Here is a 14,502-nt window from a genome sequence, read left to right on the forward strand (position 1 = left end):
AATTTTGCTTATACACTGCTAATATTGACATTTTATCACATTAACCTAAAAAAACAAAAAGCCCTCACACTAAAAGTGAAGGCTTGATTAAAAGCTATTACTTATGTAAGTGGTACCATTACCTGTATTAATAGCGATTGGTGTGGCTTTTATAGGCTGTATTGTAAATAAGCGGTTTAACTTCCTTCGCTTGCATTTCGCGAATATCATTGGTTAGACGAGTGCGGCAAGACATACACATCTCTTGCTGCCTGATCGGTTCTCTACAGCTATTGCAAGGATAGGTTAAATTAGGATAGTCGGAAGGTGACAAGCGTCTTTCTTTAATCCACAGCATGATTTGTTTTTCCGAAACGCCAGTTGCCATACTTAATTGCTGGGTCGTAGATTTGCGATTGCTCCGCAAATAACGGTCACAAGCATCAAACTCAGACTGCAAGGCAATGACGCAGTATGAGCAAAGATTACGCAAGTTTTTTTGAAAAACCTTGCCACAACCAGGACAATTAGCTACCATCAAAATACTCATGGCTGTCACTTCCCAATTTAAAATGTAGTCCTATCGAACCAATTATAACATGACAATCGATAGTAATACATACCCATAATCTTTTTTTCGAAAAAATTTTATCCCGAGTTCTATTCCTATGGATAGAGGTACATACACCTATTTGGCACAAATATCCCCCGATTTGTTGTCACCATTATTTCGGCTATGATTTTGACTACAGGACGATGTTCTATGCTATACTTTCTCAAACTATATCACCGTTTTGGGGGTTTTCATCATGAAAACAAAGCATTCAGAAGAAGCAAACGAAGCTGCGGTGAAAAAGAACGCTACCGTATTTAGCATTTTGTTTGCTGTCAGCATGGTACATCTGCTAAATGATACCATTCAATCGATAGTCCCAGCTATATTTCCGCGGCAGGTTGTATACGAATGCAAGAAAGCAACGCAAAAAGAGCAAATCAGGTATGCCTAGAGCAAATCGAAATAAGGTTGCGGCTGCCATTACAATTCTGATATTGCTTCTGACCTCCAAAATGGCCTATTTGGCGGGAATCACAAGCTTTTATTCCTTTTATTTAATGGACCACTTTCAGCTTACCGTCCAAGAAGCTCAATTGTGTGTATTTGCCTTTCTGGCGGCGGGTGCTGCCGGAACCTTCTTTGGCGGCCATCTGTCCGATTTATGGGGACGAAGAAATGTAATCTGGTTCTCTATTCTTGGAGCACTTCCGTTCGCTTTCCTATTACCTTACGTGAATTTCCAAATTAGTATACTTTTTTGCATCATCATCGGTTTTACAATTATGTCTAGCGGCTCTGTTAATGTCGTTTATGCCCAAGAGTTGTTGCCTGGTCATATCGGAGCTGTATCGGGGCTGTTTTTCGGGCTTGCCTTTGGGGCAGGCGGGCTCGGAGCTGCTGCATTAGGCATGCTTGCCGATTCCACAAGCATTGACTATGTCATTAAGCTTTGCTGTTTCCTGCCACTTATAGGACTACTTGCCATCTTTTTGCCTTCTGACCGCAAGCTTAAGGAGTGGGCTGTGGAAGCTGAGCTCGCACAAGCTGAGATTCCGTAAAACAAAAGAACCGTCCCAAATAGCATGGGACGGTTCTTTATTAGGTTAAACCTTCACTTGGGCTACAAAGCGCCGCACCAGCTCAATAAACATGGGCTTTGTCCGATTGGCTACCGCTACCACCTGCTCATGCGTCAATGGCTCCAGCTCCTCGCCAATCGCCATGTCGGTGATGCAAGAAATCCCAAGCACCTGCAAGCCGCAATGCCTCGCTGCAGCGACCTCCCCTACCGTCGACATGCCCACGGCATCGCCGCCTAGCCTAGCCAGCATCGTCAATTCTGCTGGAGGCAAGTAGGTCGGTCCACTAATTCCGCTGTAGACGCCTTCCTGCAAGCGAATCGCTTTAGTCTCCTGCTTCATGCTTGCCGCGATTTCCTTCGCCAAATGCCGGTAATCACGGTTATAAGCCTCCGACATATCGGGAAAACGCTCGCCTAGCTCTGCATGGTTAGCGCCGATTAATGGGCTGTCCCCTGTCAAATTCAAGTGGTCCGAAATCAGCATCAGATCGCCTGCTTGAAAATCACGGTTCATTCCGCCCGCCGCATTCGTTATTACGATCGACTTTACACCCAACTGCTTCATCACGTAAATCGGAAACACCACTTTTTTCATCGAATAGCCCTCATAATAATGAAAGCGACCCTGCATCACGATAACGGGTTTGCCCTCTAGCGTGCCGATTACGAATTGCCCCGCGTGGCCTTCCACAGTGGATACTGGAAAATGCGGGATATCCGCGTAAGGAATTTTGAGAGCTGCTTCCACCTGCTCAGCCATATCTCCTAAGCCGGAGCCTAGTATAAGGCCGATCTGCGGGATAGCTCCATCCAACCGCTCACGCATCCAAGCGACTGCCTCCTGAATCTGTTGGTTATAATTGGTTTCCAAGCTATTCGAGCCCCTTTCAGCAAGCAAGCAATTTGTTAGCCTAGCTTGGCGACAATACCCAGAATTAATTTAAGAAACTTCGGTTTTACACGTTCCGTTGTTTCCATAACCTCTTGATGCGATAATGGCTGGTCAAGAATACCAGCCGCCATATTGCTAATGCAGGAAAATCCCAACACTTCGATACCCGCATGGCGAGCCACAGTAACCTCAGCAACGGTTGACATTCCGACCGCATCTGCCCCTAATGTACGCAGCATACGGATTTCCGCCGGTGTTTCATAAGACGGGCCCAGCAAGCCTGCATATACGCCTTCTGGAAGCTCTAAGCCCTGCTCAGAAGCTACCTCACGAGCAGTTTGGCGCAAATTCCGGCTGTAGGCTTCAGACATATCTGGAAAACGCACGCCAAGCTCGTTTATATTAGGTCCAATCAGGGGATTACGGAATGTGAAGTTAATATGGTCTTTAATGATCATTAAATCGCCAACCTCATAAGACGTATTGATGCCGCCTGCCGCATTGGTAACAATCAGTTTTTCCACCCCAAGCTCCTTCATTACGCGCACAGGGAAGGAAACAACATCTACCCCATAGCCTTCATAAAGATGAAACCGCCCCTTCATTAACAGCACGTGCTTGCCATGGATTGTCCCCAGCAACAGCTCACCTGCATGCCCTTCAACGGTAGAGATAGGAAAATGGGGTATATCGCTATATTCGATTACAGTAGGATTCTCAACCAAGTCAGCTATAACGCCAAGACCTGAGCCAAGGATCAGCCCAATCTGCGGAATAGCTTCATATTGATGGCGAATATAGTTAGCTGCTTCTTTAATATTACTAAGTAATGCTTGATCTCCCATATGGTACAGCCCCTTTCAAGATTCGGATATTTTATGTATGAACACAACTAATTGCCCTATCCCTATTTCAGCTTTTGCAAAAAACTGACGCCGTTGCTGGTAGCCTTTACACCAAAGTTATCTGCTACAGTTGCGCCCAGATCGGCAAAGGTATTAAGGATGCCAAGCGACGCTCCCTTTTTAAAAAGGGGGCTATATACAAGCAAAGGCACATATTCACGGGTATGGTCGGTTCCTGCATGAATGGGATCATTGCCGTGGTCCGCAGTCAATATAAGCAAATCGTCATTGCCGATTTGCTCCATAATACGTGGCAGCCATTCGTCGAACTCTTTAAGAGCATTACCATAACCAACAGGATCACGCCTATGCCCATATAACGAATCAAAATCAACCAGATTGGTAAAAATCAATCCATGTACAGGTTGTTTGAGCTGTTCAATAGTAGCTTCTATCCCATCCAAATTGCTTTTTGTCGGCCTTGAATGCGTAATCCCTTCTCCTGAGAAAATATCGTTGATTTTACCAATCGCGATACAGTCCAAACCCGCCTCCTGAATATGGTTTAATAAAGTTGGCTCTGGAGGCTTTACCGCATAATCATGCCGGTTTGAAGTACGCTTGAATGCGCCCGGCTTGCCCAGATAAGGGCGGGCGATCACACGGCCTACTGCATAGGGCTCGTCAAGCGTTAACCTGCGGGCAATTTCGCAGCCGCGGTAAAGCTCTTCGAGCGGGATCACCTCTTCGTGGGCAGCTAACTGAAACACGCTGTCTGCCGAGGTGTAAACAATCCATTCCCCCGTTGCCATCTGCCTTTCAGCCAGCTCATCCAAGATTTCCGTTCCCGAGGCTGGTTTATTGCCAATTACTTTACGGCCCGTCTCCTGCTCGAATCGTTCAATCAGCTCTGCTGGAAACCCATCAGGGAATGTATTAAACGGGATATTGACGTGGAGTCCGGCAATTTCCCAATGGCCTGTCATGGTATCCTTGCCAACAGAAGCCTCTGCCATTTTTCCATAATAAGCAAGCGGCTGAAGGGCTTCACCTATGCCTCGAATAGGAGCGATATTGCCAAGACCCAGCTTTTGCATATGAGGCAAGGTGAATCCAGGATTACGCTCTGCAATATGGCCTAAAGTATGGGAGCCCAGATCACCAAACTGCCCCGCATCCGGCATTTCACCTATACCTACACTGTCCAAGACAATTATACAAATGCGTTGAAATCTCAATCTTGCCACCTCCGTATATGAACAACCATTCATCATTCTGTTATTGCATAATTCAAATCTTCCTTCAGCATTGCTTCCGCTACTTCATAGCAATTATCCAAATAAGAATTACCCGCCAAATAAGTGATGCCAAAGCCGGCTGAAGCGGAAATCGCTTGTCCGATAAACGGGATATATTTGGATAATTGTTGAGCGGCCACTTTTCCCGCTTGTTTTTCAAGTAGACTGATGACGCCATGGGTGGATACTGATTTTAACAGGTTATTGACCACATTCGCAAGATGAGGGTACAGGTGAAGCCTAGACTTTAATTTATCCTCGGAAAGATCAAAGCTTTTGCGGATTTGCGTAAACATCTTTTGCAGAATACCAATATCGATAGCTATATTAAGACCTGGTATCGGATTAAGCCCATTGGCAGCGGCGGCGGCTGAGGTGAGTGTAATTAGCTTTTTACAAGCTGCTTTTTTTTTCATTAAAAACTCAATCGAGTAAGCTTTTGCATTGCGCTCCCACTTAGCTCTTTTAGAGGTAGAAAGCCTATTTTCAATTTCTTCAATCAGCTCTCCTATCCCCTCACCAGTTACACAGCTGGTAAAGATCAGCTTAGCCGCTTCTCCGTACCGTTGTTCAAGCGCTTCTCGTATTTCTACTTTTAATTCATCCTTTGTTTTTATTCTCTTCGTATCAAACAAAGTATCGGAATAGTTCCTCACAAAAATACAAGGCTTGCCTTTTTCGATAATTTTATTAAACAATTCGTCATCAGCTTGATGGAATTTTCCTGAGAAGACACAAACAAATAAATCATATTTATCCAATGAAAACCGCTGCCAGTAATCATTAGCTGGGAACTGGGAAGTCCCAAACCCAGGAAGATCCGTTAACAATAACGAATCATCCTCACCCCAAATGATGCTTCCTTCTTCAGTAGTGGTGTCTGTACGTGTAGAAACCTCAGCTACATTTTCACCTATTATGGCGTTAATAATAGAGGATTTTCCAGAGCCCGGCTGACCAAATAAAGCAATATTTATTTTCGTGTTTTTCTCTTTGCTTAGTTCACCGAGAATATCTTCGATATTTTTAAAAGATGGATTGTCAATTTCGGTCAAAGTAATCCCCCCATTAGTCAAGTAAATTAAACTCACTCTGGCGTCATCCAAATCCTTGCGAAGACGAAGCATCTTGCGTAAGAAGGCAGTTCGCACTTGACGCTTTTCATCCTTAGTATACGCCATTTTTGCTAATAATGCAGCAGCACCCGGGTTAGTGGAATCGATAAATCGCCGCCAATGCTGCTTTTTCAGCTCCACTTTCAAATATTGAAATCGTAGTATTTCGTGCCCAGGTATCGACATAGACAATGTATTCAGCTCGTCCCTTACCTTATCATAAGTAAAAATAGCAACGGGGATGATGAGCTTTGTCCACTAGCAGTTCCTGCATAAGCAGCCGAGTATGGTTGTGATCCAGCATTTGATCAAGCTCTGGAAAAAACAATTCAAATATTTGGCATTAAATTCATCAAAACAAGAACGTATATTCGCAAAAAAAGACTGCCCATATTAGGCAGTCCATGTCATATGTCAACGATAACCTTTTATTTACAAGCTTTCTTTACTTTTGGCTCTGGGATGGGTCCGGTCATATACTTCTTTCATTTTATTACGATTGACTTGCATGTATACCTGCGTTGTAGAAATATCTGCATGCCCCAGCATTTCTTGTACGGAACGGAGGTCTGCACCATTTTCCAACAGATGCACAGCAAACGAATGGCGCAATGTATGCGGAGTAATTTCTTTTACGATTTCCGTCTCAGCAGCATAACGTTTAATGATCTTCCAAAAGCCCTGCCGGGTAATTCTTGTACCGAGATGGCTAATGAACAAGGCCTGCTCTTCCTTGGAATGCTTCAACAAACGTGGGCGCATCGTCTTCATATAAGAGCCAACAAATTCAGCAGCAATTCCTCCAAGCGGAACAATCCGCTCTTTCGATGCTTTACCCGCACAGCGAACAAATCCCATATCCAGATTCACATTCTCGACATCCAGCGATATCAGCTCTGAAACTCGAATGCCCGTAGCGTACAACAGCTCCAGCATCGCTTTATCCCGTAACCCACTAGGGGTATCTGTTTGCGGCGATTCCAATAGCTTATCCATTTCCAGGATGGTCAGGACACTAGGGAGACGTTTCTCCAGCTTGGGAATTTCGACATGGGTTGAGGGATCCTGGTCAACCATCCGCTCGCGCACTAGGAACTGGTAAAAGGCGCGAATAGATACAACCGTTCGGGACTGTGTGGCAGCAGCGCGCCCTAATTGCTTCAAATGAAACATATAATTGGATATATGCAGTTTTTTGGTGTCCTTAAGGGAAATGAATCCTTGGCTGCCCAAGTACTCCAGATACTGTTTAATATCTCTTTTGTAAGATTCCAAAGTGTTCGGGGATACTCTGCGCTCATCGGACAGAAAATAAACAAAAGATTGCAATTGGTTTTCCATACTTTTTTCCTTCCTATGGCTAGTTAACACCAAAGTTCAACCTGTTTAATAAATTCCACACGGAAGCCCAATCTCCTCTTTCTGCTCGCAAACGCTTATTCGCCTAGCCAATAGAACAGCTTCAAACGCTCACCCATAGGAGCTTGGTCGGATAACGAAACGTGGTTTTGAAAAACCTTTACCGATTGCCCAAGGGGCTCCTTATAACGCTCCTTCGGCTCAATCCATTGGGTGACCAGCAGCAGGATTTGATATAAAATAGAAGTGAGAACGAGAAAAAAAAGCAAAAACTTCCCGCGAACTAACCATTCACGAACATACAAGATCATGTTGAACCCTCCCACAAGTTTTGCTACGCAAAACTTACTTTGTAAGCTCCGGCTATACTTAACCTATGATCTTTAGTCCCTTAATATGTCCAGCCTCTTTAAGCTTGTTTAAGCAAGCTATCCAGATCGGCCAGCGGCAAGCCTACAGCTTCTGCCACAGCAGCGTGTGTAACATGGCCTTGCCACGTATTGACTCCTAGCCGAAGCTCTGGATGCATCCTTATGGCATCAGCAAGCCTTCTGCCTGCAAGCTCAGCAGCGTAGGAGAGCGTTACATTCGTTAACGCCATGGTGGACGTTCTCGGAACGGCTCCAGGCATATTAGCGACTGCATAGTGGATCACTCCATGCTTAATATAGATAGGGGCACTATGCGTCGTCACTCGATCTATCGTTTCAATGGTACCTCCTTGGTCAATGGCTACATCCACAATCACCGCTCCCTGCTTCATCTGCTTGACCATTTGCTCGGTTACAAGCTTAGGTGCCCTTGCGCCCGGGATTAATACAGCCCCTATCAACAAATCAGCCCGCTTAACAGCGCTAGCAATGTTGAATGGATTAGACATCAGCGTGCGCAGTCTACCTTGAAAGATGTCATCCAAATAACGAAGCCGATCTGCACTACGATCAATAATAATCACGTTTGCGCCAAGCCCCAGCGCCATCTTGGCTGCATTCGTCCCAACAATTCCGCCTCCCAAAATAATAACATCCGCCGGGGGAACACCCGGGACACCACCTAGTAGAATACCTCTGCCCCCATAAAATCGCTCCAAAAACTGAGCTCCAACTTGAACAGACATACGTCCGGCAACCTCACTCATAGGAGTGAGCAGCGGCAGACTCCCATTCCCTAGTTGAATCGTTTCATAGGCAATAGCCGTAACTTTGCTTGTAACAAGTGCTTCCGCTAGTTTAGGCTCCGCCGCCAAATGCAGATAGGTAAACAGCAGCAGTTCTTCGCGGAAGAAGCCAAATTCCTCAGGCAGCGGCTCTTTCACCTTCATAATCATATCTGCCTGCCCCCAAACATCAGCTGCTCGTTCTACTAACAGAGCACCTTCACTCGCATAATCCTGGTCGGTAAAGCCACTTCCCTCTCCAGCTCCGAACTCGACCAAAACCTTATGCCCCAGCTGATGCAAGTAAGCCGCACCACCTGGAGTCAAAGCAACACGGTTTTCATTATTTTTAATTTCCTTTGGAATCCCTATGGTAGAGTGGTGGTTTGTCATAATAAGCCCCCTTTTTTAATTATTATATTCAATTCTATCCTAATTTCCCCTAATCCTTGATCCTTAAACCTGATTCTAAGCTTTGAGTTTATCCATTCATACATGCTATAATTTACATATCCATCTTTACAGGAAAGGAACTGCTGTCTTTAATGAGAAAACTAACATCTGAGCTCCGCAGCTGGGCCAGTTCCATTGGAATCGCTCTTGCATGTGCGCTATTGATCGGTGTTTTTGTGATCCAGCCTACGAATGTACTGGGCCATTCTATGGATCCTACCCTTCATGATGAACAACGAATCTTTGTCTCCAAAATTTCGCATACCTTTCACCAAGAACCCAAGTACGGTGAAATTGTCATTATTGACAGCCGTGTGGAGCGGCAACGTAATGTATTTGATGATATTTCGGAGCATCCATTAATTACTTTATTCACTGGTAATAGCGACCGCAACTTCTATATCAAACGGGTTATCGGCAAAGCAGGCGATGTCCTTGAGTTTAAGGATCATAAAGTATACAGGAATGGGATTGCTTTGGACGAGCCCTACCTCAATGAGCAAATGCTCTACACCTCCTCGCAAAAAATTACAGTTCCGGCTCAGCATCTGTTTGTGATGGGCGATAACCGCAACAACAGCAAGGATAGCCGCAATATTGGATTTATTCCTCTTGATCATGTACTAGGAATTAAAATGTAACGATTAAATGGCAAAAAACCTTCTTAACTTGTCTGGTTAGCAGCAAGCTAAAGAAGGTTTTGTTTTGGTTTATGAGTTGTTTTTGTCGCGGCAACGGTGACAGATGCCTTGGAAATCAAGCCGATGGTCAAGAACCTGGAATCGGTACTCGTTCTCCAAACGCAGTTCTAGATCCGTGAGCCAGTCTTCCATAATTTCATCCAAGGCTCCGCATTGTACACAGATTAAATGATGATGATGATGGCGTGTACTGTCATTTCTTAAATCGTAACGGGCCACACCGTCACCGAAATTCATTTTTTCAACCACATGCAGGTCACTCAGCAATTCAAGCGTCCGGTATACGGTTGCAAGACCAATTTCAGGAGCCTTGTCTTTCACCAGCATAAATACATCTTCTGCGCTTAAATGATCTTCTTCATTCTCCAACAGCACACGGACAGTAGCTTCTCGTTGAGGAGTTAGCTTAAAGCCATGCGATTGAAGCTGCTGCTTAATTTTCTCGATGCGAGCTTCCATGTTCCTCCCCCTACGGGTTTTGCAAATACAAAACCTGCTACATAAGCATTGGCACCCCGTTTGCCTTACATAACAAAACGGACTTTAGTTGGGCTTCAACTTATATTATAGGTTGAGGTTAGCAGGAAAGTCAAACATTTACGAAGCCATAGTGATGAGCATAGGTGTGACCCATTTCATCATGATTGGCGAAATTGTGGCTTCGAACCAAGCAACACCCGCCAATAAGAAGCCCGTTAGTAGAATAGTTCCAGCATACCGCATAAAAAGTTCATAAAACGATCCATTCCGTATCATCAATCGTTGCTTGACCAAGTAGATCGAGAAGGCAATCGCTGTAACACTGCATACTATTAAAGCGGGAATGACCACCAGATTTTGTGGTGCAATCGAAACCAAGGCAAACAGGAGCCCTTTCCATGAGAATTGGGCCACCAAATAGCTTACGCTAAAGCCGATCAGCACTCCTTTTAAAAAATCAAGAATCAATATAAGCGGCAGTCCAATAACAGACATACCCAGTAACCAAATAATTAAAATCCATTTCATATGCAGAGTAAAAGACCTCTGGAAAGTTGACCCTACATCCGTCAAAGCCCCCTGCTCCACCGAAGAAAAAAAGTTGCCCACAAAACGCATAATCTCCTGCTTTTGCTCTAATGACAAGGCACCCGCCATGATGGTGCCGAATACCACACCTGTGAGAAAAATAACGCCAACAAACACATATAAGGATAAATGCTCCTTCATATAGAGCTGCAGCGAACGATTACGATCCATGGTGAACAAGCCTCCCTTGCACGATTAGTACAAGGATATGAGGACTAGAGCAAAGATATGACAAAAAGGGATGTGAGATTCTTTAGTTATTGATCACTTTACCATACTTCCCGCCCCCACCTACCTGAAGAGTGAGCTTATCCTCTCTTGCTTGCCCGATGTAGCTCGCACACTCCTCACCTATCACTTCTGCCAGCTGCTCCAAGGGAATGTGATGGAGCACCTTCATTTCAGTTCCAAAACGCTCCAGCAAGCCCTTCAACTTCTTCGGACCAATTCCCGGAATATACTCAAGGGGCACCTGATAATGATAGGGCGGACGCTGCGGCGACGCTCCGAATAGCTCCGTTTCCGTTGAAGACACCAAATCCGCAGAAGTTGCTTTTGGCCCACGGTCTGCAATCTCCTGTATACGGTCCATCACACCACGCACGACCTTTTTACTGCCGCAGTACAGGCAACGTTCAACCGTCGTTTCCACCTCATCTAGGATGGAGCTGCAGGCCGCACAATAGGTGCGATGGTATTTGCCAAGCCGCGGGTTCAGCCCATAATTAGCAATTACGCCCCGCCCATCTTGATTCGCTAATACTTTGCTTAGTTCAGCAAAACTGGGTTCCTCCATCTGGAGCCTATTGTACTCACGGGCTATTTTGGCAAGCGAGTGGGCATCAGAATTGGTCAAGAACGTATAGCGGTCCAGCTCGGATATCGCGCCCGCCATTTCCGAATCAGCACTTAACCCAAGCTCCACAGCAGCAATCTTATCCAAATCCAGCACATGCTCCATCCGTGTGGAGCAGCTTCCATACATACTTTTGTGTGGTGTGAAAATATGTGCCGGAACCAATAAACCGCCGCGGCCTACAACTTCATCCTGCAATACCTTGCCTGGGACATAAATGCGCTGTGAGCTTAGCTCCACATTTTTCATATGCTTGGACATCCACCTGGTAAACTCCTGCATAATCGCAAGTGTAGGCATGTAAGCCAGTAAATGGGCAGTACCCATCCCAGGATCACGAATTTCTAGCTCGCTGCCCAGAATGATCGTCGAACTATGGTAACGGATCCCCCCGCCTGCGAGCTCCTCCATTTCGCCCCGATCCAAATAATGCTGCATTTCCCGTTGCACGGAGGGGGAATGGCAATCGATAATACCGATCAAATCCATACCTTTACGTTCCGATGCTTCGCGGGCGATATTGTAAAAGGTCAAATTTTGGGCTCCGCTTATTTTTACAGCCTGCCCCTCTTCTGTACGCCCGATATGAATATGCAGGTCAGCGTAAAACGGCTTCAAGGCCATGCTAAAAGCTTCCTGTCAGCTTATAGACCTGCCATGCATAAACAGCTGTAATCGTCTTCGCATCGCTGATACGCCCTTCACGCATGTATTGCTGGGCTTGATCAAGGGTAATGCTTTCCACATCGAGAAATTCATCCTCATCCAGATGGGCTTCCCCCTTAATTAGCTGCTCTGCTACGTATAAATGAATAATTTCATCGGCAAACCCTGGAGATGTGTAAAAGGAGCTTATCAGCTTTAACGTATCGCAGCTATAGCCTGTTTCTTCTTCCAGCTCCCGTTTTGCCGCATCCAGCGGGTCTTCACCGGCATCCAGCTTGCCTGCGGGAATTTCAATCTGGTTGCGTTCCAAAGGCTTGCGGTACTGCTCTACAACCAGCATCCGGTCATCGACTATAGCCAATACGGCTACAGCTCCGGGATGCTTCACAATCTCGCGTGTAGCTATATTGCCGTTCGGGAGGCGGACCGTGTCCACCTGCAAGGAAATGATTTTTCCTTGGAAAATGGATTCTGTAGAAAGGGTAACTTCTTCAAACTTTTTATGATTTATTGGTGTCATTTGACATTTCCTCCGTTTTAAATAGTAAGATTTGCTGTAATACTACTTACAGACAATATTGGTGTTACAAACAAAATTAGTGCAGCCAGCTTGAAGCCCTATTATATCACAGTCGACACGACCTCATATATGACCCGTCCTTTAGGATTAATGAATCCCATAAGCATATTTGGCCCCAGCAGCTCATACGGTATAAAGAACCCATTTTAACCGGAAAAGAGGGACAAGATTATGAAAACCTATATCTCAGAAAAACAATTAAGCATGGTGGGAAGAGTTTGGGAAATTCGGAGGTACTTAAAGCTGGCTCAACGAAAGCTTACCAAGGATACGAGCCTCTTGACCTATTTGGCAGAGCAAACGGACTATGCACATACCAAACCCAGCTCTTTGGTGCTTGACGAAGAGAATACTTTGACCCCTGCTGCCCTCATACCTTTTCACGATCGGGCGCTCAGGCAGCATCACTTTATGCCCCACCAACAGGCTCAGCCGACCTTTCAACTCCCCATGTAGACCCTAACCTTGTAGACCCTAACCCTAACATAAATAAACCGCCACATCGCCTAAGGCTTTGAGACGGTTTATTATTTATTTCTTTATAGTCTGTTTATTCCCCAGCTACCTCTTTAATAATCTGTACAACAGCCTCTGCTACTTTGAGGATATCCTTGATCGCAATTTGCTCTGCTTTGGTGTGAATAAATTCATACCCCACTGCAAGATTCACGGTTGGGATACCCATGCCATTAAAGACATTGGCATCGCTGCCGCCACCGGAATGAAAGGTTTTCGGATTTAGCCCGATCTTTCTCATGGCGTTCATCGCCAGCTTAACAACAGCAGCCTCTTCATCGTACATAAATGCTGGGTAGATAACCTCGCTTTGAAAATTAAGCTGCGCCCCCATTTCCATTGCCGCTTCCTCACAAGCCTTGCGCATCGCCTCTAGCTGGCGATCAAGCTTGGCTTGAACAATGCTGCGCGCCTCACCCTCAAGCTCGACATAGTCCACTACGATGTTCGTAGCGCCATTGACACCACCTGCGAACCGGCCTATATTGGCGGTCGTTTCACTGTCAATACGCCCTAGCGGCATCTTGGAGATTGCTTTACTCGCTACGGTGATCGCGCTGATCCCCGCTTCGGGATTGACGCCGGCATGGGCCGAACGACCCGAGAAGCCAATCGTCACTTTGGCTTGCGTCGGCGCTGCTACAGCAATATCTCCGATTTTGCCATTGGAATCCAGCGCATAACCAAAATCCGCTTCCATCCAAGCAGGATCCATCGCACGGGCGCCCTTGAGACCCGATTCCTCGCCAACCGTAATAATAAACTGGATTTGGCCGTGCTTCACATCCTGTTCCTTCAACACCCGAATGGCCTCGAACATAGCGGCTAGCCCAGCTTTATCATCACTGCCGAGAATGGTCGTCCCATCACTGCGAATAATCCCGTCCTCACCAATTTGCGGTTTGATTCCTTTACCCGGGGTTACTGTATCCATATGGGAGGTGAAAAAAATCCGCGGCAACGAAGTACCCGCCGTAGCAGCCAAAGTGCAGATCAGGTTGCCAGAGCCATGGCCGATTTTGTCAGCGACGTCATCCTCCACCACTCTTAGACCGAGCTCGGTAAACTTTTGCTTCAATACTTGGCTGATTTCTTGCTCGAAGCGTGTCTCACTATCTACTTGGACTAGCTCGATAAACTCCGCTACCAATCTTTTTTCCTGAATCATCTCTTTGCTCCTCTACCTACTTTAAGGTAAAATATAATTATACATTAAGCTTATAATAAGGAGTTGAAATTCATGCGCAACAAAATGTTGTTTAAAATTATTATTTACGCAATGCTAGCTTCTATGCTTTTGTCTACTTTATTGTTTTCATTTACATCGTTTTTCTAAAAAAGGCAGGCATCTTCTTTTAGCTGAATTAGAATTAGCTAAATA

General features: G+C 45.5%; 18 protein-coding genes. 5 read left to right on the forward strand and 13 right to left on the reverse strand.

The genetic code is table 11. The annotated features are described in order from the left end of the window. Nucleotides 1-127 precede the first annotated feature (127 nt). A complete protein-coding gene (locus G9U52_RS02975) occupies nt 128-529 on the reverse strand; it encodes a flagellar protein (RefSeq protein ID WP_166145891.1) in 402 nt (133 codons plus the stop codon). Nucleotides 530-788: 259 nt separating this feature from the next. On the opposite strand from G9U52_RS02975, the gene G9U52_RS02980 reads away from it, so the two are divergent. Both G9U52_RS02980 and G9U52_RS02985 read left to right on the forward strand, forming a co-directional pair. After that, nucleotides 789-986: an MFS transporter gene (locus tag G9U52_RS02980; RefSeq protein ID WP_166145894.1), complete on the forward strand. Its 198-nt coding sequence runs from the start codon at nt 789-791 to the stop codon at nt 984-986. Continuing rightward, nucleotides 979-1,593 (forward strand): MFS transporter, encoded by a 615-nt coding sequence (locus G9U52_RS02985; protein ID WP_166145897.1) that lies wholly within the window; start codon nt 979-981, stop codon nt 1,591-1,593. Before G9U52_RS02980 ends, G9U52_RS02985 begins: the two co-directional genes overlap by 8 nt. Before the next feature lie 45 nt (nt 1,594-1,638). Here G9U52_RS02985 and G9U52_RS02990 read toward each other — a convergent pair whose 3' ends face one another. The 7 genes from G9U52_RS02990 to ald all read right to left on the reverse strand — a co-directional run bounded on the left by G9U52_RS02990 (nt 1,639) and on the right by ald (nt 8,674). Then, nucleotides 1,639-2,487 carry a purine-nucleoside phosphorylase gene (locus G9U52_RS02990; protein ID WP_166145900.1) on the reverse strand — a complete coding sequence of 283 codons (849 nt, stop codon included), beginning with the start codon at nt 2,485-2,487 and terminating at the stop codon, nt 1,639-1,641. Nucleotides 2,488-2,522: 35 nt separating this feature from the next. Beyond that, a complete protein-coding gene (locus tag G9U52_RS02995; RefSeq protein ID WP_166145903.1) occupies nt 2,523-3,353 on the reverse strand; it encodes a purine-nucleoside phosphorylase in 831 nt (276 codons plus the stop codon). Between the two features lie 62 nt (nt 3,354-3,415). Further along, complete coding sequence (deoB, locus tag G9U52_RS03000) at nt 3,416-4,591, reverse strand: phosphopentomutase (protein WP_243767091.1); 1,176 nt, start codon at nt 4,589-4,591, stop codon at nt 3,416-3,418. A 32-nt stretch (nt 4,592-4,623) separates the two neighbouring features. Next, on the reverse strand, nt 4,624-5,952 hold the full coding sequence (locus G9U52_RS03005; RefSeq protein WP_207952753.1) for a GTPase: 1,329 nt from the start codon (nt 5,950-5,952) through the stop codon (nt 4,624-4,626). A gap of 246 nt (nt 5,953-6,198) precedes the next feature. Further along, nucleotides 6,199-7,107 (reverse strand): site-specific tyrosine recombinase XerD, encoded by a 909-nt coding sequence (gene xerD, locus G9U52_RS03010; protein ID WP_166145909.1) that lies wholly within the window; start codon nt 7,105-7,107, stop codon nt 6,199-6,201. Between the two features lie 95 nt (nt 7,108-7,202). After that, nucleotides 7,203-7,436 (reverse strand): DUF4227 family protein, encoded by a 234-nt coding sequence (locus G9U52_RS03015; protein WP_166145912.1) that lies wholly within the window; start codon nt 7,434-7,436, stop codon nt 7,203-7,205. Nucleotides 7,437-7,534: 98 nt separating this feature from the next. Further along, nucleotides 7,535-8,674: an alanine dehydrogenase gene (gene ald, locus G9U52_RS03020; protein WP_166145915.1), complete on the reverse strand. Its 1,140-nt coding sequence runs from the start codon at nt 8,672-8,674 to the stop codon at nt 7,535-7,537. A 152-nt stretch (nt 8,675-8,826) separates the two neighbouring features. Here ald and lepB point away from each other — a divergent pair, with 152 nt between their 5' ends. Beyond that, on the forward strand, nt 8,827-9,375 hold the full coding sequence (lepB, locus tag G9U52_RS03025; protein WP_166145918.1) for a signal peptidase I: 549 nt from the start codon (nt 8,827-8,829) through the stop codon (nt 9,373-9,375). Between the two features lie 69 nt (nt 9,376-9,444). Here the strand turns inward: lepB and fur are convergent, their stop codons facing one another. The 4 genes from fur to G9U52_RS03045 form a co-directional block, all read right to left on the reverse strand. Continuing rightward, nucleotides 9,445-9,894, reverse strand: coding sequence for a ferric iron uptake transcriptional regulator (gene fur / locus G9U52_RS03030; protein WP_166145921.1), 450 nt, complete (start codon nt 9,892-9,894; stop codon nt 9,445-9,447). A gap of 138 nt (nt 9,895-10,032) precedes the next feature. After that, entirely contained in the window at nt 10,033-10,674 is a 642-nt protein-coding gene (spoIIM, locus tag G9U52_RS03035; protein ID WP_166145925.1) for a stage II sporulation protein M, read from the reverse strand. An 82-nt stretch (nt 10,675-10,756) separates the two neighbouring features. After that, nucleotides 10,757-11,983: an endonuclease Q family protein gene (locus tag G9U52_RS03040; RefSeq protein WP_166145928.1), complete on the reverse strand. Its 1,227-nt coding sequence runs from the start codon at nt 11,981-11,983 to the stop codon at nt 10,757-10,759. Nucleotide 11,984: 1 nt separating this feature from the next. Then, nucleotides 11,985-12,545 (reverse strand): NUDIX hydrolase, encoded by a 561-nt coding sequence (locus G9U52_RS03045; protein WP_166145931.1) that lies wholly within the window; start codon nt 12,543-12,545, stop codon nt 11,985-11,987. A 231-nt stretch (nt 12,546-12,776) separates the two neighbouring features. On the opposite strand from G9U52_RS03045, the gene mciZ reads away from it, so the two are divergent. Then, nucleotides 12,777-13,061, forward strand: a complete 285-nt coding sequence (gene mciZ / locus G9U52_RS03050; RefSeq protein ID WP_166145934.1) for a Z-ring formation inhibitor MciZ — start codon at nt 12,777-12,779, stop codon at nt 13,059-13,061. A gap of 94 nt (nt 13,062-13,155) precedes the next feature. Here mciZ and G9U52_RS03055 read toward each other — a convergent pair whose 3' ends face one another. Next, nucleotides 13,156-14,289, reverse strand: a complete 1,134-nt coding sequence (locus tag G9U52_RS03055) for a M20/M25/M40 family metallo-hydrolase (RefSeq protein WP_166145937.1) — start codon at nt 14,287-14,289, stop codon at nt 13,156-13,158. A gap of 84 nt (nt 14,290-14,373) precedes the next feature. Between G9U52_RS03055 and prli42 the strand changes: the two genes are divergently transcribed. Continuing rightward, nucleotides 14,374-14,457, forward strand: a complete 84-nt coding sequence (prli42, locus tag G9U52_RS39695; RefSeq protein WP_279538543.1) for a stressosome-associated protein Prli42 — start codon at nt 14,374-14,376, stop codon at nt 14,455-14,457. The last annotated feature ends 45 nt before the right edge of the window (nt 14,458-14,502 follow it).

This window comes from Paenibacillus agricola (assembly GCF_011440305.1).
GTDB classification, from domain to species: domain Bacteria; phylum Bacillota; class Bacilli; order Paenibacillales; family NBRC-103111; genus Paenibacillus_S; species Paenibacillus_S agricola.